The organism is Alteribacillus sp. JSM 102045, from assembly GCF_041949975.1.
Classification (GTDB): Bacteria; Bacillota; Bacilli; order Bacillales; family Marinococcaceae; genus Alteribacillus.
In genome coordinates this window covers 1-18,232 of sequence record NZ_JBHFQG010000023.1, presented here as the reverse complement: position 1 = coordinate 18,232, position 18,232 = coordinate 1, and the positions used below count along the sequence as shown (strand labels likewise).

General features: G+C 40.7%; 19 protein-coding genes and 1 rRNA gene. All 20 read left to right on the top strand.

The annotated features are described in order from the left end of the window. Positions 1–81: 81 nt before the first annotated feature. Positions 82–825 (top strand): vWA domain-containing protein, encoded by a 744-nt coding sequence (locus ACE1TI_RS14740; protein WP_375008335.1) that lies wholly within the window; start codon positions 82–84, stop codon positions 823–825. Beyond that, positions 785–1,801, top strand: coding sequence for a protein kinase domain-containing protein (locus tag ACE1TI_RS14735; protein ID WP_375008334.1), 1,017 nt, complete (start codon positions 785–787; stop codon positions 1,799–1,801). Before ACE1TI_RS14740 ends, ACE1TI_RS14735 begins: the two co-directional genes overlap by 41 nt. A 27-nt stretch (positions 1,802–1,828) precedes the next feature. Further along, positions 1,829–2,587: a threonine/serine exporter family protein gene (locus ACE1TI_RS14730; RefSeq protein ID WP_375008333.1), complete on the top strand. Its 759-nt coding sequence runs from the start codon at positions 1,829–1,831 to the stop codon at positions 2,585–2,587. A gap of 27 nt (positions 2,588–2,614) precedes the next feature. After that, on the top strand, positions 2,615–3,061 hold the full coding sequence (locus tag ACE1TI_RS14725; protein WP_375008332.1) for a threonine/serine exporter family protein: 447 nt from the start codon (positions 2,615–2,617) through the stop codon (positions 3,059–3,061). Then, a complete protein-coding gene (gene tilS / locus ACE1TI_RS14720) occupies positions 3,045–4,460 on the top strand; it encodes a tRNA lysidine(34) synthetase TilS (protein WP_375008331.1) in 1,416 nt (471 codons plus the stop codon). The genes ACE1TI_RS14725 and tilS overlap by 17 nt, the downstream gene beginning before the upstream one ends. A gap of 125 nt (positions 4,461–4,585) precedes the next feature. Beyond that, complete coding sequence (gene hpt, locus ACE1TI_RS14715; protein WP_375008330.1) at positions 4,586–5,128, top strand: hypoxanthine phosphoribosyltransferase; 543 nt, start codon at positions 4,586–4,588, stop codon at positions 5,126–5,128. A gap of 67 nt (positions 5,129–5,195) precedes the next feature. Then, a complete protein-coding gene (gene ftsH, locus ACE1TI_RS14710) occupies positions 5,196–7,265 on the top strand; it encodes an ATP-dependent zinc metalloprotease FtsH (protein WP_375008329.1) in 2,070 nt (689 codons plus the stop codon). A gap of 219 nt (positions 7,266–7,484) precedes the next feature. Beyond that, positions 7,485–8,267, top strand: a complete 783-nt coding sequence (locus tag ACE1TI_RS14705; protein WP_375008328.1) for a type III pantothenate kinase — start codon at positions 7,485–7,487, stop codon at positions 8,265–8,267. Positions 8,268–8,272: 5 nt separating this feature from the next. After that, positions 8,273–9,169, top strand: a complete 897-nt coding sequence (gene hslO / locus ACE1TI_RS14700; RefSeq protein ID WP_375008327.1) for an Hsp33 family molecular chaperone HslO — start codon at positions 8,273–8,275, stop codon at positions 9,167–9,169. 100 nt (positions 9,170–9,269) lie between these two features. Beyond that, positions 9,270–10,196, top strand: a complete 927-nt coding sequence (gene cysK / locus ACE1TI_RS14695; protein WP_375008326.1) for a cysteine synthase A — start codon at positions 9,270–9,272, stop codon at positions 10,194–10,196. 152 nt (positions 10,197–10,348) lie between these two features. Beyond that, complete coding sequence (locus ACE1TI_RS14690) at positions 10,349–11,794, top strand: anthranilate synthase component I family protein (RefSeq protein WP_375008371.1); 1,446 nt, start codon at positions 10,349–10,351, stop codon at positions 11,792–11,794. Continuing rightward, entirely contained in the window at positions 11,778–12,362 is a 585-nt protein-coding gene (pabA, locus tag ACE1TI_RS14685) for an aminodeoxychorismate/anthranilate synthase component II (RefSeq protein WP_375008325.1), read from the top strand. The genes ACE1TI_RS14690 and pabA overlap by 17 nt, the downstream gene beginning before the upstream one ends. A 1-nt stretch (position 12,363) precedes the next feature. After that, the gene (pabC, locus tag ACE1TI_RS14680) at positions 12,364–13,266 is read left to right on the top strand and encodes an aminodeoxychorismate lyase (RefSeq protein ID WP_375008324.1); all 903 of its coding nucleotides are present in this window, start codon (positions 12,364–12,366) and stop codon (positions 13,264–13,266) included. Beyond that, positions 13,259–14,101, top strand: coding sequence for a dihydropteroate synthase (gene folP, locus ACE1TI_RS14675; protein WP_375008323.1), 843 nt, complete (start codon positions 13,259–13,261; stop codon positions 14,099–14,101). The genes pabC and folP overlap by 8 nt, the downstream gene beginning before the upstream one ends. Beyond that, the gene (gene folB / locus ACE1TI_RS14670) at positions 14,094–14,456 is read left to right on the top strand and encodes a dihydroneopterin aldolase (protein ID WP_375008322.1); all 363 of its coding nucleotides are present in this window, start codon (positions 14,094–14,096) and stop codon (positions 14,454–14,456) included. Before folP ends, folB begins: the two co-directional genes overlap by 8 nt. Beyond that, positions 14,453–14,986 carry a 2-amino-4-hydroxy-6-hydroxymethyldihydropteridine diphosphokinase gene (gene folK, locus ACE1TI_RS14665; RefSeq protein ID WP_375008321.1) on the top strand — a complete coding sequence of 178 codons (534 nt, stop codon included), beginning with the start codon at positions 14,453–14,455 and terminating at the stop codon, positions 14,984–14,986. The genes folB and folK overlap by 4 nt, the downstream gene beginning before the upstream one ends. Further along, on the top strand, positions 14,938–15,141 hold the full coding sequence (locus ACE1TI_RS14660) for a helix-turn-helix domain-containing protein (RefSeq protein WP_375008320.1): 204 nt from the start codon (positions 14,938–14,940) through the stop codon (positions 15,139–15,141). The genes folK and ACE1TI_RS14660 overlap by 49 nt, the downstream gene beginning before the upstream one ends. Positions 15,142–15,159: 18 nt before the next feature. After that, a complete protein-coding gene (gene dusB / locus ACE1TI_RS14655) occupies positions 15,160–16,161 on the top strand; it encodes a tRNA dihydrouridine synthase DusB (RefSeq protein WP_375008319.1) in 1,002 nt (333 codons plus the stop codon). 127 nt (positions 16,162–16,288) lie between these two features. After that, positions 16,289–17,785, top strand: coding sequence for a lysine--tRNA ligase (gene lysS / locus ACE1TI_RS14650; protein WP_375008318.1), 1,497 nt, complete (start codon positions 16,289–16,291; stop codon positions 17,783–17,785). Between the two features lie 355 nt (positions 17,786–18,140). Then, a 16S ribosomal RNA gene (locus tag ACE1TI_RS14645) occupies positions 18,141–18,232 on the top strand; the annotation flags it as partial.

The following is an 18,232-nucleotide window of genomic DNA, read 5'->3' as shown; positions in this document are numbered from 1 at the left end:
TAAGAGTCCTCCCGGCAGGTATATATTTTGTCAACATCGTCTAAGATGAAAATAATACCAAAAACGGAGGGGAATTTTTATATGAGCGGTGGAAAAATAAGGCAGATTTTATTGTTAACGGATGGTTGTTCTAATGAAGGAGAAGACCCAGCCGCAGTAGCTGCTTTTGCGAAAGAAAAGGGAATAACTGTTAATGTGATTGGCATTCTAGAACATGGTGCCGCGCGTGAACATGGCATAAAAGAAGTAGAAGAAATTTCTATGGCCGGAGGAGGTGTCAGTCAGGTTGTATATGCTAACCAATTATCGCAAACTGTGCAAATGGTTACTAGACAAGCTATGACGCAAACTCTTCATGGAGTGGTGCATAATGAATTGCGCCATATTTTAGGTGAAGAACAGGAAATGGAAGATCTTCCTCCTGATAAAAGAGGAGAAGTGATGGAGGTGGTGGATGAGTTAGGTGAAAAAATTAGTTTAGAGGTTTTAATACTTGTAGATACCAGCGCAAGCATGAAATCTAAGCTTCCTATGGTACAAGAAGCGCTTTCTGATTTATCCATCAGTTTAAATTCCAGAACAGGTGGAAATCACTTTTCCCTGTTTTTATTTCCCGGGAAAAGAAAAGAGGTTGAAAAAGTATTAGACTGGACACCAAAGATCAACTCTCTGACAGGTACTTTTAACCGTATGATTACAGGAGGAGTAACTCCAACCGGGCCAGCCTTAAAAGCTGCATTATACCATTTTGAAAAACGTCATGATAGAAGGAGTCTGATTGAATATGGAGAGAAAGAAGGTCCATTTGAAGAATCAGGCTTCTAATCTAGCTCCCGGAACAAAATGGCTCGGGAAGTGGAACAAAAATCCTTACCGAATTGTTAATAAGCTAGGCAATGGAGCGACCGGGTCTGTTTATTTAGTGGAAACCAGGACCGGCCAAGCTGCAGTGAAAATTGGAGAAAACAAAATGTCGCTCACTTCGGAAATAAATGTATTAAAGCATTTCTCCAAAGTGAAAGGCAATGTTCTTGGTCCCTCTTTATGGGATGTAGATGATATAGAAATCAGAAATGAAACGTACCCTTTTTTCTGTATGGAGTATTTAAAAGGGGAGCCGCTTGTGACGTTTACTAAAAGAAAAGGTATAGAGTGGGCTCCAGTACTGATGGTCCAGTTATTAGGGGATCTGGACCGCTTGCACAGAGAAGGCTGGGTGTTCGGCGATTTAAAGCCGGAAAATTTAATTATTACAGGCCCGCCAGCACGAGTTAGATGGTTTGATGTAGGAGGCACGACTAAAATTGGGAGAGCAATCAAGGAATATACAGAATTTTACGACAGAGGGTATTGGGGTCTTGGAGACCGCAAAGCAGAGCCATCTTATGATTTGTTTTCTGCAGCAATGATTTTTATTCAAACTGCATATCACGAGAGGTTTAACAAACCAGCTGATAAGGAAAACAGCATAGATTATTTAACAAGACGGATTACAAGCATGTCTTCTTTGGCTCCTTATAAAAAAATACTTCTTAATGCCTTAAAAGGAAACTATGCCGGAGCTCAATGGATGAAAAAAGATTTAATGGAAGCCATTGAAGCTCGTTCACATAAAAATTCGCATAAAATCAAGAAGCCGCGTCGCTCATCACGGCCGGCTAAAAATACTAGAAGCCCTGCCAAGCCGCCACAAAATAAAAGAAATAAAGAAAAATCCTCCTCCTACCGAATAGAAATCATTCTTACAGCCTCTTTTCTCTTTCTATCATCTATTCTATACTTTATGGGACAATGGATGTAAGAGTGGGAAAAGAGGTGGAGGCTTTTCATGGGAACAGCAGAGCAAACAATGGAATGCTGTTTATTAGGCGGAAAATTAATGCTTCGATACGGTGCTGAAACGTACAGAGTAGAAGATACAATGACACGCATGGCTCAATCTGCTGGAATGCATAATGTGAGCAGTTTTGTCACTACTACCGGCATTTTTCTCGCCTTTCGTACAAAAAATGGGCAGGATTTAATGCAAATGATTCGTGTGCGCGAAAGGTACCAGGATTTAAGCAAGGTAACATCAGTAAATCAGGTTTCAAGAGAATTTACCCATGGTAAATTAACCATTGAAGAGACAATCAAGGAACTTATTGATATTGAAAAAGCACCTATGAATTATCCCCTGTGGCTGATTTATTTAGCTTCCGGTATTGGAGGAGCTGCTTTCTCCTACTTAATAGGGGGAAGCTTATTTGATGTTTTTCCAGCGTTTATTGGAGGATTAATTACCACTGTCTCCCTTGTGCTCTACCAAAAGTATTTAAAAGTGAAATTCTTTTCAGAGTTTTTGGCTGCTTTATCTGGTGGGATAGTAGCCATATTAATAGTTCAGTCTGGCTTTGGCATGAATATTGATCAAATCATAATCGGTACACTCATTCCGCTGGTACCCGGGGTTCCCCTGACAAACTCTGTAAGAGATCTTATGTCAGGAGATCTTGTAGCCGGTGTTGCTCGCGGGGCGGAAGCAGGCGTCACCTCTCTATCTATTGCAGCAGGTGTTGCTGTTTCCCTGTCAATTCTTTATATTTAATTCAATATACGTTCAGGAGTGTGTCCGATGGTTTGGATAGAATTATTATTATGTTTTATAGCTACCGTTGCCTTTGGCATAATATTTAATATACCGCTCCGCCTTGTGTGGTGGGGCGGGATTATTGGTGTTCTTACTTGGTTTATTTACAGCTCCCTTCCAGATTTTGGCTGGACCAAAGTGTTTTCTGCTGCTGTGGCAGCATTCGCAGCCGCTTTTGCTTCTCATTGGCTGGCACGTTTTAAACGTGTTCCAGTAACCACTTTTACGATTCCGGGTATTATTCCGCTTGTTCCTGGCGGGAGAGCTTATTCTACTATGCTTGCCTTTGTCGAAGAAGATTATTTTAATGGGTTGGAGCTAGGAGTAGAAACTTTACTGCAAGCCGGTGCCATTGCTGCAGGCTTAGTGTTCGCCCTGTCTATTTTTTCTATTGGTAAAGGAGTAGGACAGCGTTATGAAACAAATCATTGAGCAATGGATCACAGAACGAAATCTGTTAAAGAACGGAAATAAAGTTTTAGCAGCTGTGTCTGGAGGGCCGGATTCTATGGCTCTTTTGTATTTATTAAAGGAATGTAAGTTTAAGTGGGAAGTAGAAGTTTATGCAGCTCATGTTAATCATGGATTAAGAGAAAAAACCGCAGAAGAAGATGAGAGGTTTGTAAGAAAATGGTGCAGCAATAACAGCATACCTTTTTTCTGTAAACGTGTAGCAGTCAAAGAAGCATTAGAAAAAGAAGGCGGAACCGTTCAAGAACAAGCACGTTATCTTCGCTATCAATACCTGAAGTCCTTGATGGCTGAGAATAAATTAGACGTACTGGCAACGGGCCATCATGCTGATGATCAAATAGAAACAATGCTCATGAAGCAGGTTACAGGAAGAGCAGTTTTGGGTGAAACAGGTATAGCACCCTCCAGACCTTTTGGACAAGGAAAATTAATTCGGCCATTGCTGCCCGTTACGAAAGAAGACATTCTTTCTTATTGTCATGAAAACCACATTCCTTTTCGCATGGATGAAAGCAACTCCTCCAACAAATACACAAGAAACAGGTTCCGGCATAATGTGCTTCCTTTTTTAAAGCAGGAAAACAAGCTGGTTCATCGTCATTTTCAAGATTTTCTAGACTGGACAAGTGAAGAACAGCGTTATATTGAGGCTCAGGCGGAAAAAGAAATCCAGCGTCTCCTATTAGAGGAGAATGAACATTTCGTGACGATTTCTGCAGAGGGGTTGAGAGCGCTTCCGCTCCCTTTACAAAGAAGGGGGATTCATCTAACATTAAGGTATCTTTGTTATTCACAAGTTCCTGAATTATCCATTTTACATATTAAACAGTTGATTGATTTATTACACCAGCGTCACCCCTCCTTTTCATTGGATTGGCCGGGAGGGGTAAAGGTGTCTCGTTCGTATGATTCCTTATGTTTTATGCTTTACAATGGTGCAGGACAAGTATCAAAAGAGAGACAAACACGGAGTTTAAATGTACCGGGACAGGTCTCTTATGATGATATGAGCTTTATTGCTAAAAAAACTTTTAATATGAAGGGGTCTGAAAATCAAGAAAATGTGTTTGTATGTAAAGAAGAAGACGCAGCATTTCCGCTGTTAATTCGTAAAAGGAAGGCTGGAGATAAAATTCAGCCATTAGGAATGAAGGGAACAAAAAAGGTAAATCGTATCTTTATAGACGAAAAAATTCCACAAGTTAAACGAAACATTTGGCCGGTTGTGACCGATGCAAATGGAAAGGTGCTTTGGATTCCATACCTTAAAAAATCTTCTCACCATGTGAAAAATCCGGAAATAGATGGGAATTATATTGTTATACAGTGTTCCGGGACCCCTTATTATTATTTATAGGCATAGAGTCAAGCCCTGAAGGGTGAAATCTAGTAAGAAGTCGTGGTAAGATAGGGAACGGACATTTTTAGCACCAGATAAATATGGTGGATTGAACCAACGCTTGGGAGGGTATATAAGTCCAGATGCATGATGAAATTGAAAAAGTATTAATTAGCGAAGAAGAGTTACAGGAAAAGATCCGCGAAATTGGGAAATATATAACAGAGGAATATGACGGGCGGTTCCCGTTAATTATCGGAGTCCTTAAAGGAGCTCTCCCTTTCATGGCCGATGTGACCAAGCGGATTGAAACGCACCTTGAGATTGACTTTATGGATGTGTCAAGCTATGGAAACAGTACTGTATCATCTGGAGAAGTCAAAATTATTAAAGACCTGGATACGACTGTGGAAGGCAGAGATATAATTATTTTAGAAGACATTATTGACAGCGGCATTACGCTGAACTATTTGGTTAGTTTAATAAAGCACAGAGGGGCGAAATCATTAAAAATCGTCACTTTGTTAGACAAGCCGGACGGAAGGAAAGTTGACCTGGTTCCAGATATGGCTGGGTTTACGGTACCCGACGAGTTTGTTGTAGGCTACGGGCTCGATTACGCAGAAAAGTACCGCAACCTCCCTTACATTGGTATATTAAAGCCTGAAATATACAAGGGGTCATGATTGTGAGAAACAAAACAAATATGGTACTATTATTGAAGTTGTCAATGCCCGTGGGAGGAGGTCAGGAATGAACCGGATTTTTCGTAATACCGTTTTTTATTTGCTTTTATTTCTTGTCATTATAGGTATCATTAGTTTCCTGAGCAATGATCAGACGGAAACAAATGAAATGACAACGAATGAATTTTTATCAAAATTAGAAAATAACGAAATAAGTTCTGTAACTTTACAGCCGGAAGGTGAAGTATATCTTGTTGAAGGCCAGGAGGCTGGACAAGAGGAAGAGCAGACCTTCCAGACATATGTCCCTATTTCCGAAGAAAATACGCAAACGTTAATGACCGCTCAAGGTCCTGATGGAGAGGCGCTTAATTTAGAAACAGAACCTGCAGAAGAGCCAAGTGCCTGGGTTACTTTCTTTACATCCATCATTCCTTTTGTGATTATTTTTATTTTATTCTTCTTCCTGCTTAGCCAAGCTCAAGGCGGCGGCAGCCGTGTAATGAACTTTGGCAAGAGTAAAGCTAAGTTATATCAAGAGGACAAAAAGAAAGCCCGCTTTAAAGATGTAGCCGGGGCAGAAGAAGAAAAACAAGAATTAATAGAAGTTGTTGACTTCTTAAAAGATCCTAGAAAATTTGCTAATATAGGTGCTCGTATTCCAAAAGGGGTGCTCCTTGTTGGGCCTCCAGGAACAGGGAAAACCTTGATTGCCCGTGCTGTTGCCGGTGAAGCAGGCGTTCCATTCTTCTCTATCAGTGGTTCTGATTTTGTGGAAATGTTTGTTGGTGTCGGGGCTTCTCGTGTTCGTGATTTGTTTGAAAATGCAAAGAAAAATGCACCTTGTATCATTTTTATAGATGAAATCGATGCAGTCGGAAGACAGCGTGGTGCCGGACTTGGCGGAGGCCATGATGAAAGGGAGCAAACATTGAACCAGCTCCTAGTTGAAATGGATGGTTTTAGTGCAAATGAAGGAATCATCATCATTGCAGCTACAAACCGTTCTGACGTATTGGACCCTGCATTGCTGCGCCCGGGTCGTTTTGACCGTCAAATCATGGTTGGCCGTCCTGATGTGAAAGGTCGTGAAGAAATTCTTCATGTCCATGCTCGTAATAAACCGATGGCTGATGACGTTGATTTGCAAGCAATAGCCCAGAGAACACCTGGATTCTCAGGTGCCGATCTGGAAAACCTGTTAAATGAAGCTGCTCTTGTTGCAGCAAGGGCTGACATGAAAAAATTACGTATGAGCCATATCGAAGAAGCAATTGACCGTGTCATTGCTGGTCCTGCTAAGAAGAGCCGTGTTATTTCCGAAAAAGAGAAAAACATTGTCGCTCACCACGAAGCAGGTCATACAGTAGTCGGTGTCAAGCTGAAAAATGCCGATATGGTGCATAAAGTTACCATTGTTCCTCGTGGGCAGGCAGGCGGCTATGCTGTTATGCTGCCAAAAGAAGACCGTTACTTTATGACCAAGCCTGAGCTGCTTGACAAAATTGTAGGATTATTAGGCGGCCGCGTAGCAGAAGAAGTTATGTTTAATGAAGTAAGTACTGGAGCTCATAACGACTTCCAGCGTGCTACTGATATTGCTCGAAAAATGGTAACGGAGTACGGCATGAGTGAAAAGCTTGGACCTTTGCAATTTGGATCGAGCTCTGGAGGACAAGTTTTCTTAGGCCGTGACATTCAAAACGAACAAAATTACAGTGATGCAATTGCTCACGAAATTGATAAAGAGGTTCAGCGAATTATTAAAGAATCTTACGATAAATGTAAGCAGATCCTTACGCAACACAAGGGTAGGCTCGAACTTGTTGCACAGACTCTGTTGGAGTTAGAAACACTGGATGCCCAGCAAATCAAATCTCTTGTAGAAGAGGGCAAGCTTCCAGAGGATCACCATTTAAACAAAAGTGATGATGAAGTAAGTGTCACGAATGAAAGCAGCCAAAAAGATGATGTAAAAGTAAACATTCAGTCAAAAGCCGATTCGGAAGAAAACACGAATGAGGCCGATGATGAAACTTCTAAGACTAAAACGGACGTCACAGAAGGAAAATCAGAGGCTGAAAAGCTAGGAAATAACAATCCTCCTTCTTCCGAAGAAGACGATAACCGGAAATAAGGTGTAATTGCCTACTGGTAAAAAGGGGTGCCCTCATAAGGCATCCCTTTTTTTCCACTGGTAAGAAGGAACAAAAGTGTAAGAGGGAAAAAATTTCAGCTTTAAACGATAGAGCGTACTAATGCCGATGCTTCCATAGGAGGTTGCACTACTAGCCAAGGCCGTGTTTTTCTTAAGATGGTGCAGGATAAATTAGTATTGCTATAGGTGGGAATGTTAATGATACTGGTTTTGGATGTAGGGAATACAAATATTGTTCTTGGGTTATACAAAAAAAAGAAATTAGTTTCTTATTGGCGCTTATCAACCAACCAAAAAAAGACCGAAGATGAATATGGTTTGCAGCTGCTCAGTGTTCTTTATACCAAGAAGGTAGAACCAGAAGAAATAGAAGGTGTTATTCTATCTTCTGTTGTGCCTCCAATTATTTACACGCTTGAACAAATGTGCCGCAAGTATCTTATGCTTTCTCCTATGGTGATTGGCCCGGGAATAAAAACCGGCCTTAATATTCGTTATGATAATCCAAGAGAAGTAGGGGCAGATCGAATCGTTAATGCGGTAGCAGCTATTGAGGAGTATAATGGCCCTTTAATTATTGTAGATTTTGGAACGGCAGCAACTTTTTGTTATATTGATCAACACAATCAATACATCGGAGGTGCAATTGCTCCGGGAATGAATGTTGCAACCGATGCATTATACCAGCAAGCCTCTAAGCTTCCCCGTATTGAAATTGGGAAACCGGACCAAGTTATTGGAAAAAACACCGTGCATGCCATGCAGTCAGGTATTTACTATGGATATGCCGGACAAGTTGACGGGATTGTTTCAAGAATGAAAGAAGAAGCAGAAGGAAATCCTTTTGTCATTGCAACGGGAGGGTTGGCTGCGTTGATTAGTAAAGCTTCGAAGACCATTGATCGGGTAGATCCTTACCTGACTTTAAACGGCTTGTATTATATTTATGAGAAAAATAAACCGCGTAATAAGAAGGGATGAACAAATTGGAAGATTATCTAATAAAATCGACAGCTTATGAGGGGAAAATAAGAGCTTACGCCATTCGTACAACGAACATGGTGAATGAAGCAGTACGACGCCACCAGGCCTGGCCAACGGCGGCTGCTGCATTAGGGCGTGCTATGACGGCAGGATCTATGATGGGGGCAATGCTCAAGGGAGATGACAAATTAACCATTAAAATTGAAGGCGGAGGACCAATGGGGCCTATTGTAGTTGATAGTACCGCTTCAGGTGCTACGCGTGGATATGCCCATAACATGCAGGTGCATTTTGACCTTAATCAACATGGAAAGTTAGACGTCGCCCGTGCCGTTGGGACAGAAGGAACCTTATCTGTTGTAAAGGACCTGGGGATGAAAGAACATTTTACAGGAAGTGTTCCGATTGTATCAGGAGAATTAGGGGAAGATTTCACTTATTATTTTGTATCATCAGAACAAATCCCATCTTCTATCGGGCTTGGGGTGCTTGTAAACCCGGATAATTCTATTCTTGCAGCAGGTGGTTTTATTATTCAGCTGCTCCCTGGCGCAGATGATGAACTGATAGACAAGCTTGAGAATCAAATTAATAACATGCCTCCCGTCTCAAAATTAATTGAAAAAGGGAAAACTCCGGAAGAAATGCTTCACGTCATATTTGGAGAAGAAGTCAATATTTTAGATCGTCACCCTGTATCTTTTTCCTGCCAATGTTCTTTTGAACGAGTGGCAAATGCATTGATTTCTCTTGGAACAGAAGAACTTCAGGATATGATTGAAAAAGATGGCGGTGCAGAAACACAGTGTCATTTTTGTAATGAAAAATATTATTTTTCTGCAGAGGATTTAAAGGAACTTCATCAACAAGCATGGAATATAGAAAATAAAGTGCAATAGTCCAGTGCAATTGATTGATTGACACCTTTAGGAAAGGCTGATACTATAATAACAATAAAACCAATAAAATTACTTGGTATTATTGAGGGGGAATTGATTAATGAAAGTGGCAAACAACATTACAGAACTAATAGGAAATACACCATTAGTAAAATTGAACCGGCTGACTGGTGAAAATGATGCTGATGTTTATTTGAAGCTTGAATTTATGAATCCTGGCAGCAGTGTTAAAGACCGTATTGCCCTCGCCATGATTGAAGCGGCTGAACGTGATGGGAAAATCAAGCCTGGAGATACAATCATTGAACCTACGAGCGGTAACACCGGTATTGGCCTTGCAATGGTTGCAGCTGCAAAAGGATATCGTGCTATCCTTGTTATGCCCGAAACAATGAGTATGGAACGTCGTAACCTTCTCCGTGCTTATGGAGCAGAATTAGTACTTACCCCAGGGCCGGATGGAATGGGCGGAGCCATTAGCAAAGCAAACTCTTTGGCAAAAGAGAATGGATACTTTGTGCCACAGCAATTTGAAAATGAAGCAAACCCGGAAATTCACCGAGAAACAACAGGCAGAGAATTATTAGAACAAGTTGACGGCCAAATTGACGCATTTGTATCGGGTATTGGTACAGGCGGTACTATTACTGGTGCTGGTAAACTGTTAAAAGAGAATTTCCCAAATCTCAAGATTATCGCTATCGAGCCTGCTGATTCTCCTGTTTTAAGCGGAGGCAATAAAGGGCCGCATAAAATTCAAGGAATCGGGGCAGGTTTTGTTCCTGAAATTTTAGATACCGATATTTACGATGAAGTAGTTACAGCAACCACGGAGCAATCTTTTGAATTTGCAAGAAGAGCAGCGAAAGAAGAAGGAATTCTTGGTGGTATTTCTTCAGGTGCAGCTATATATGCCGCCCTCGAAGAAGCTAAAAAACTTGGCAAAGGCAAAAAGGTAGTAGCAGTTATTCCAAGTAATGGTGAACGTTACCTTAGTACCCCTCTTTACCAATTTGAAGAAGAGTAAACAAAAAGCAGGGCTCAATGCTCTGCTTTTTTTAATGATAAAATCACTGTTCCGTGATAGGATAAGAACAATTGAATTGGTATAACGCAGGAGGGAAAGTCATGTTAGAGGATTTGGCTCCGTTACCAGATCGTTCAAAATCATATAAGGTAATGGCGTCTTCATTTTTATTTCCAGAACAACAATTTTTCTCATCTTATCAAGCATTAAGTGCTGATAAAAATCACCATATCCTATTAGAAAGCGGACAAAGAGGGAGATACAGCATTGCGGGTCTCACCCCGTTTGCGGTAATAAAAGGGAAAAACAACAGCCTTTTTATAAAAACCCGGCAAGAGAGCGTTCAAAAGAGCGGAGAACCTTTAGAAGAAATGAAAAAATGGCTCGAACCTTATAAAGTAAACTCAAAACCTAATCTCCCGGACTTTCAGGGAGGAATATTAGGATATATCAGCTACGATTATATAAGGTATATAGAAGATCTTCCGATGAAATCAAGCGATGATTTAAACACCCATGACTTATATTTTTTGGCTTTTCATCAAGTTTTTATATATGACCATGAAGAAAAAAAGATGTGGATCATAGTGCACTATGCAGACGGGAAAGAAACAAAAGCGAAGGCAGATATTCAGCGGTTAAAAGTTTTATGGCAGCATCCTCCGCATTTTTCATGGGACCAATATAAAAAGGTTGGGTCTATCAGACATAATAAAAACCTGGTTCCTTCTTTTACAGAGAGGACCTTTACAGAATCGGTAAGGAAAGTGCAAGAATATATAAGGGCAGGCGATGTCTTTCAAGTGAACTTGTCAGTAAGACAAACTCGAGAGCTGTCAACGCCCCCTTTTCATATATATGAAAAATTAAGGGAATTTAATCCTTCTCCCTACATGGGCTATATGCATACTCCGGAATTTCAGCTCGTAAGCGGATCTCCGGAATTATTGGTAAAAAAAAGAGGAGAAGAAGCATCTACAAGACCTATAGCAGGTACGAGGCCGCGCGGAACCACAGCAGAACAAGATAAATTTTACGAAAAAGAGTTGATAGCAACAGAAAAAGAGCGGGCCGAACATGTAATGCTTGTAGACCTTGAAAGAAATGATTTGGGGAAAGTATGCACGTATGGCAGTGTAGAGGTTGATGAACTTATGGTTATTGAACGATACTCCCATGTGATGCATATTGTTTCCAATGTAAAAGGAAAACTTGCCGAACATGTAGACGAATATGATATGATAAAAGCAGCGTTTCCAGGCGGAACGATTACTGGTGCTCCAAAAATACGGACGATGGAAATCATTGAGGAATTAGAACCTGTCAGGCGGGGAATGTATACAGGTTCCATCGGCTGGATTGGGTTTAATGGAGATATGGAATTAAACATAGCCATACGAACTATGATTGCTAAGGACGGGATGGCTTACGTGCAAGCCGGTGCTGGGATTGTCATTGATTCTAGTCCTGAAGCAGAGTACCAGGAATCATTGAAGAAAGCTAGAGCGCTCTGGAAAGCGCAGGAGATTAGTGAAGAAGAGATGGCTGTAAAGCATAGCCGAGCAGAGGAGGAAAAAGTATATGATTTTAATGATTGATAACTATGACTCGTTTACCTACAACCTTGTCCAATACCTTGGGGAAATGGGAGAAGAACTTGTAGTTCGTAGAAACGATAAGATAACTATAGAGGAAATAGAAGAACTTGGTCCTGATTATTTAATGGTTTCTCCAGGTCCGTGCAGTCCGGATGAAGCAGGTATCAGTATTAAAGCCATTGAGTATTTTTCTGGGAAGATTCCAGTATTTGGTGTGTGTCTGGGACATCAATCGATCGCTCAGGCGTTTGGAGGAAAGGTGATTCGGTCAGATCGGCTTATGCATGGAAAAACATCTGAAGTGAGTCATGATAAACAATCTGTTTATAAAGGGCTGCCTAATCCGTTCACTGCTACTCGCTACCACTCATTAATTGTGGAACGAGAAAGCCTTCCGGATTGTTTTGAAATTACATCCTGGACAGACGAAGGAGAAATTATGGGGATACGCCATAAATCTCTGCCTGTAGAAGGGGTGCAGTTTCATCCCGAGTCCATAATGACCGGAGAAGGGAAAAAACTGCTTCGTAATTTTGTAGGAACTCACCGGAATGCACAGGGAGTCTAACATGTTTATTTATATAAATGAAGAAATAAAAGAGGCGGGCCAGGCTCGCCTTTCTGTTTTTGAACACGGCTTTATGTATGGACTTGGGTTATTTGAGACATTTAGAATATACAACGGCCATCCGTTTTTAATCGATGATCATTTCAGGCGAATGGAAAAAGGCCTTCAATTAATGAATATAAAATGGGCGTATGAGCGAGCGGAAGTCATGCAGCAACTAAATACTCTGCTGGAAGCAAATCAGTGGAAAAATGCCTATGTCCGATACAATATATCTGCAGGAAATGGAGAGCTTGGACTCACTACAAATTCCTATCATTCACCTGCTGTTATAATATATATGAAGCCTCTTCCAGAGACAGGGGTAAATCCACCCTCAGATAAAAAAGGAAAGCTGTTAACGGTAAAAAGGAATTCGCCCGAAGCATCGATACGTTTAAAGTCTCATCACTACTTTAACAGTATTTTGGGTAAAAGAGAAACAGGCGAGGATTCCGCCATTGAAGGTCTTTTTGTAAATGAAAAAGGAGACCTTGCTGAAGGAGTAGTTTCTAATCTTTTTTGGGTAAAAGGGACGACGATTTATACCCCATCCATTAAAACAGGGATATTAAACGGTGTCACCCGTTCTTTCGTGATAAACTTAGCTAAAAAGCACTCTTTTTATATACGTGAAGGCAGCTTTAAACCTGATATGCTTTTTGAGGCAGATGAAGCATTTGTAACGAATTCCATACAGGAAGTAGTACGTCTTAAAGCTGTCGATCAGCATACTTTTGAGAAACATGATAACAAGGGTCGTTCGACAGTTGATTTTTTACAGAAAGAGTATAATAAATATCGTCAACAATTATGGAGTTCAGCTGAGATTTTTGACGAGGAAAGGAAGAAAGCACATGAGTAGAACTTCTATTTCTTGGGGACCTTGGACATTAAATTTTTCTCAAAAAACCTATGTGATGGGAATTTTAAACGTTACACCAGACTCATTTTCTGATGGCGGACGTTTTGATAATTTAACAAGTGCAGTAGAACGGGCACAGGAAATGGTTAAACAAGGTGCTGATATCATTGATATTGGCGGTGAATCCACTAGACCCGGTCATGTAAAAGTGGAGGGAGAAGAAGAACGCAGACGAGTCCTTCCGGCTATCAAAGCGATTGCTAAGAAAGTAAATGTCCCAATTTCAATTGACACTTATAAGGCAGAAACAGCAAGACAAGCTATCGAATCCGGAGCTTCTATCATTAATGACGTCTGGGGGGCTAAAGCCGATCCGGAAATGGCAGAGGTTGCTGCTCAATATGATGTACCAATTATCCTTATGCACAACCGTGAAGATATGGAGTACAGCAACCTAATGGCGGATATTTTAAGAGATATGGAAGAAAGTATTACTCTTTGCTGCAATGCAGGGGTAAAAGAAGAGCGAATCATTTTAGATCCAGGTATAGGGTTTGCAAAAACCTACGAACAAAACCTTGAAGTTATGAGAAAACTGGAACAATTTACTGCTCTTGGTTATCCAGTATTATTGGGAACCTCAAGGAAATCTTTAATAGCAGAGACGCTTAATCTGCCGGCAAATGATAGAGTAGAAGGAACAGGCGCCACCGTCAGCCTTGGTATTGAAAGAGGCTGTGATATTGTTAGAGTACACGACGTATTGGAAATGAGCCGGACGGTAAAAATGATGGATGCCATGCTTGGAAAGGGTAAGGTGACCACAGTTGGATAAAATATATCTAAAAGGTATGGAATTCTACGCCTATCATGGAGTGTTTCCTGAAGAGAATAAACTGGGGCAGCGTTTTCAAGTAGATCTTGTCATGAAGGCGGATTTATCTGAAGCGGCGGCGGAAGATAACCTTGAAAAAAGTGTTAATTACGCAGAAGCTCATCAAGCTGTAAAAGAGATAATGGAAGGACAAACTTTTGATTTGGTCGAATCCATAGCCGAATCCATAGCTTCTAACATTTTACAGAAATTTAATATCGTCGAGCAGGCCACAGTGAAAGTTATTAAACCAGACCCGCCGATTCCAGGCCACTATGAACACGTCGCTATTGAAATCACGAGGGCAAAAACATGAAAAATCACGTGTACCTTGCTCTTGGTTCTAATATAGGAGATCGGCTTCACTATTTACAACAAGCAGTGGAAAAATTGCAGCAAGATGAAGAAATAAATATTATCCAGCTTTCCTCTATTTATGAAACAGAGCCTGTAGGAGTAACGGAACAAGCACCATTTTTAAATATGGTACTTGAGCTTTATACTTCATTAGAACCGAAACGCTTACTAGAGACAACACAGCGTATAGAAGAAGAATTAAACCGTGTGAAAATAAAACGTTGGGGGCCGCGGACAATAGACCTTGACATTTTACTCTTCAATGATGAAAATATTAGAATGGACGAATTATCTATTCCGCATCCGCGGATGCATGAGCGAGCATTTGTGTTGATACCGTTAAATGAAATAGCTTCAACTGTTATTTATCCACTTAATCATAAATACATCCAGGAGCTTGCCGAAGATCTATCGAAAAAAGAAAAAGAAGGTGTCCGTTTATGGAGGAGCTGCTCTGGGCCAGCAGGGTTCGGGCTTTTCGGAAGCTGAAAGGATATACACAGGAAAGCCTTGCAGACAAAATGGGGATTTCTGTTTCTATTCTCGGGCAAGTAGAACGAGGCAGTCGTATTGCAGACGAGAAATTTTTAGACAAAGTAGTTGAGGCATTAGGTATAACAAAAGAAGAGCTTCAGTCTGGCTGAAACGTAGGAGGTGGAAATATGTTAAAAATCGGAGACATAAAAATGAAAAACCAAGTCGTGCTTGCACCGATGGCAGGAGTGTGCAATCCGGCTTTTCGTCTAATAGCTAAAGAATTTGGGGCAGGTCTTGTATGTGCCGAGATGGTTAGTGATAAAGCCATTGTCAATAAAAATGAAAAATCATTGAAAATGCTTTACGTCGATGAACGGGAGAAGCCTTTAAGTTTGCAGATATTTGGCGGGGACAAAGAAACAATGGCAGAAGCTGCCAGAGTTGTCGACCAACAAACAAATGCAGATATAATTGATATTAATATGGGGTGCCCGGTTCCAAAAATCACAAAATGTGACGCAGGAGCGAAGTGGCTTCTTAACCCTGATAAAATATATGAAATGGTTTCTGTGGCAGTAAAAGCTGTTGAAAAACCAGTAACAGTGAAAATGAGAATGGGCTGGGACGATGAAAATATTTTAGCCGTAGAAAATGCCCAAGCAATTGAAGCAGCTGGAGGAAAGGCTGTCGCTGTTCATGGGCGTACACGTCTGCAAATGTATGAAGGTACAGCAAATTGGGATATATTGAAAGAAGTTAAGGAGGCTGTAAATATCCCTGTTATAGGAAATGGGGATGTGAAGACGCCTCAAGATGCTAAAAACATGTTGGACACTACTGGTGTAGACGGTGTCATGATTGGAAGAGCAGCACTAGGCAACCCTTGGATGCTATATCGCACCATTCATTACCTCGAGACAGGAGAGCTTGCACCGGACCCTTCTCCTCGTGAAAAGATCGATGTGTGCATGATACACATGGATCGGCTGATCAACTTAAAAGGAGAAGATGTAGCTGTTCGGGAAATGCGAAAGCATGCTGCATGGTATCTTAAGGGACTTAGAGGCAATAACAAAGTGCGCGATCAAATTAATCAGCTCCATACACGTGATGAAGTGGCGTCTTCTTTATATAACTTTGTCGATGGCTTGGAATCAGCACAGAAAGAAAAAGCATCGGCAGTATAGTTTTTTCTTTAATTATTTAAAAATGGTGGGACTGCCCCTTTTGTACAATAGGGTCAGTCCCTTTACATGAACGAAAAAAAGGTTTATGAGTACTTAAATATATCAATTAAATTAAGGGGTGGATAGTATGAGTCAAGAACAGGAATATAACGACCAGATAGCTGTCCGCAGAGAGAAGCTACAATCTCTGCAGGAAGAAGGAAAAGATCCGTTTGGACAGCGTTTTGATAGGTCTCATACCGCAGCTGCTATGATGGAAGAGTTTGATGAGTTTAGTAAAGAAGAGCTTCAAGAAAAAGAAGCAGAAGTTTCTATTGCAGGAAGAGTCATGACAAAACGCGGAAAAGGGAAGGCCGGCTTTGCTCATATTCAAGATTTAACAGGGAAAATTCAAATTTATGTAAGAAAAGATCAAGTGGGGGAAGAGGCCTACGAGCTTTTCCAAAGTACGGATATTGGTGACTTTGTAGGTTTGAAAGGCTTCGCTTTTAAAACGAAAGTTGGCGAACTGTCTGTAAAAGCTTCGGCGTTTGAATTGTTGTCTAAATCTCTGCGCCCTCTGCCGGACAAGTTTCATGGATTGAAAGATGTTGAACAACGCTACCGACAGCGCTATCTTGACTTAATTGTAAACCCTGAAGTGCGTGATACATTTGTGGTTCGCAGCAAAATTTTGCAATCTATGCGGCGTTATTTAGACGAGCAAGGGTACTTGGAAGTAGAAACACCAATGCTTCACTCTATTCCAGGCGGGGCATCGGCACGTCCTTTCATTACCCATCATAATGCTCTTGATATGGAATTATACATTCGTATTGCAATCGAATTGCATTTAAAGCGTTTGATTGTTGGTGGAATGGAAAAGGTATATGAAATCGGTCGTGTATTTCGTAATGAAGGAATATCTACGAGACATAACCCTGAATTTACAATGATGGAACTTTATGAAGCTTATTCCGATTATAAAGATATTATGGTTTTAACTGAGAACTTAATAGCACACATAGCACAAGAAGTCCTCGGTGCTACTACTATCTCTTATGGAGAACACGAAGTGGATTTAAAACCGGAATGGCGCCGTGTTCATATGGTAGATGCTATTAAAGAAGAAACGGGAATTGATTTTTGGCAAGATATGAGCGATGAAGAAGCACGGTCTTTGGCTAAAGAACATCAAGTGCCATTAAAAGAAAATATGACATTTGGGCATGTAGTGAATGAGTTTTTTGAGCATTTTGTGGAAGAAAAATTAATACAGCCGACTTTTGTATATGGACACCCTGTTGCTATTTCACCGCTTGCAAAGAAGAATGCGGAAGATCCGCGTTTTACAGATCGTTTTGAATTATTTATAGTTGGACGGGAACACGCCAATGCTTTCACAGAACTTAATGATCCTATCGACCAACGTCAGCGTTTTGAAGCCCAGGTACAAGAAAGAGAACAAGGTGACGATGAAGCTCATATGATGGATACGGATTATTTAGAAGCAATGGAATATGGACTTCCTCCTACTGGCGGCTTAGGGATCGGTATTGACCGTCTGGTTATGCTCTTGACTAATTCAGCATCTATTAGAGACGTGTTATTATTTCCCCAGATGCGAAAACAATCAAATGAATAAACTGAAATTAACGGGCCCGCTTTGCGGGCTTTTTTTATGGAAAGCATTTAGAAAGCTGTATAATACTTTCTGTGTATTAGTAAACAAATTTTTTGTGTATAAATTTAAAATTAGGGGTTGCGAGAAGTATTAGATGGTGATATATTATTACCTGTCGCTGAAAACAGCGCAACAGTCAGTTTTCATTAAGAAAAAAACAGTAAAAAATCTATTGACACTCTATTGAGCAGGTGTTAATATAAAAAAGTCGCCAATTGAGGCGAAGGAAGTTGTCCTTTGAAAATTGAATGAAAGTCAAGCGTCTGTTACTTTCTTTAACGAATTATTTTTAAGATACAGCTTGTATCAATCTCTTTTCATGGAGAGTTTGATCCTGGCTCAGGACGAACGCTGGCGGCGTGCCTAATACATGCAAGTCGAGCGCGGGAAGCAGGCAGATCCCTTCGG

What these genes read in the sequence shown, in the direction of transcription:
- pabC (WP_375008324.1), top strand. Translation starts at nt 12,364, where the DNA reads ATGTTTATTTATATAAATGAAGAAATAAAAGAGGCGGGCCAGGCTCGC.
- ACE1TI_RS14725 (WP_375008332.1), top strand. Translation starts at nt 2,615, where the DNA reads ATGGTTTGGATAGAATTATTATTATGTTTTATAGCTACCGTTGCCTTT.
- folK (WP_375008321.1), top strand. Translation starts at nt 14,453, where the DNA reads ATGAAAAATCACGTGTACCTTGCTCTTGGTTCTAATATAGGAGATCGG.
- pabA (WP_375008325.1), top strand. Translation starts at nt 11,778, where the DNA reads ATGATTTTAATGATTGATAACTATGACTCGTTTACCTACAACCTTGTC.
- ACE1TI_RS14660 (WP_375008320.1), top strand. Translation starts at nt 14,938, where the DNA reads ATGGAGGAGCTGCTCTGGGCCAGCAGGGTTCGGGCTTTTCGGAAGCTG.
- hpt (WP_375008330.1), top strand. Translation starts at nt 4,586, where the DNA reads ATGCATGATGAAATTGAAAAAGTATTAATTAGCGAAGAAGAGTTACAG.
- ACE1TI_RS14730 (WP_375008333.1), top strand. Translation starts at nt 1,829, where the DNA reads ATGGGAACAGCAGAGCAAACAATGGAATGCTGTTTATTAGGCGGAAAA.
- ACE1TI_RS14690 (WP_375008371.1), top strand. Translation starts at nt 10,349, where the DNA reads ATGGCGTCTTCATTTTTATTTCCAGAACAACAATTTTTCTCATCTTAT.
- lysS (WP_375008318.1), top strand. Translation starts at nt 16,289, where the DNA reads ATGAGTCAAGAACAGGAATATAACGACCAGATAGCTGTCCGCAGAGAG.
- cysK (WP_375008326.1), top strand. Translation starts at nt 9,270, where the DNA reads ATGAAAGTGGCAAACAACATTACAGAACTAATAGGAAATACACCATTA.
- folP (WP_375008323.1), top strand. Translation starts at nt 13,259, where the DNA reads ATGAGTAGAACTTCTATTTCTTGGGGACCTTGGACATTAAATTTTTCT.
- ftsH (WP_375008329.1), top strand. Translation starts at nt 5,196, where the DNA reads ATGAACCGGATTTTTCGTAATACCGTTTTTTATTTGCTTTTATTTCTT.
- ACE1TI_RS14705 (WP_375008328.1), top strand. Translation starts at nt 7,485, where the DNA reads ATGATACTGGTTTTGGATGTAGGGAATACAAATATTGTTCTTGGGTTA.
- dusB (WP_375008319.1), top strand. Translation starts at nt 15,160, where the DNA reads ATGTTAAAAATCGGAGACATAAAAATGAAAAACCAAGTCGTGCTTGCA.
- tilS (WP_375008331.1), top strand. Translation starts at nt 3,045, where the DNA reads ATGAAACAAATCATTGAGCAATGGATCACAGAACGAAATCTGTTAAAG.
- ACE1TI_RS14735 (WP_375008334.1), top strand. Translation starts at nt 785, where the DNA reads ATGGAGAGAAAGAAGGTCCATTTGAAGAATCAGGCTTCTAATCTAGCT.
- ACE1TI_RS14740 (WP_375008335.1), top strand. Translation starts at nt 82, where the DNA reads ATGAGCGGTGGAAAAATAAGGCAGATTTTATTGTTAACGGATGGTTGT.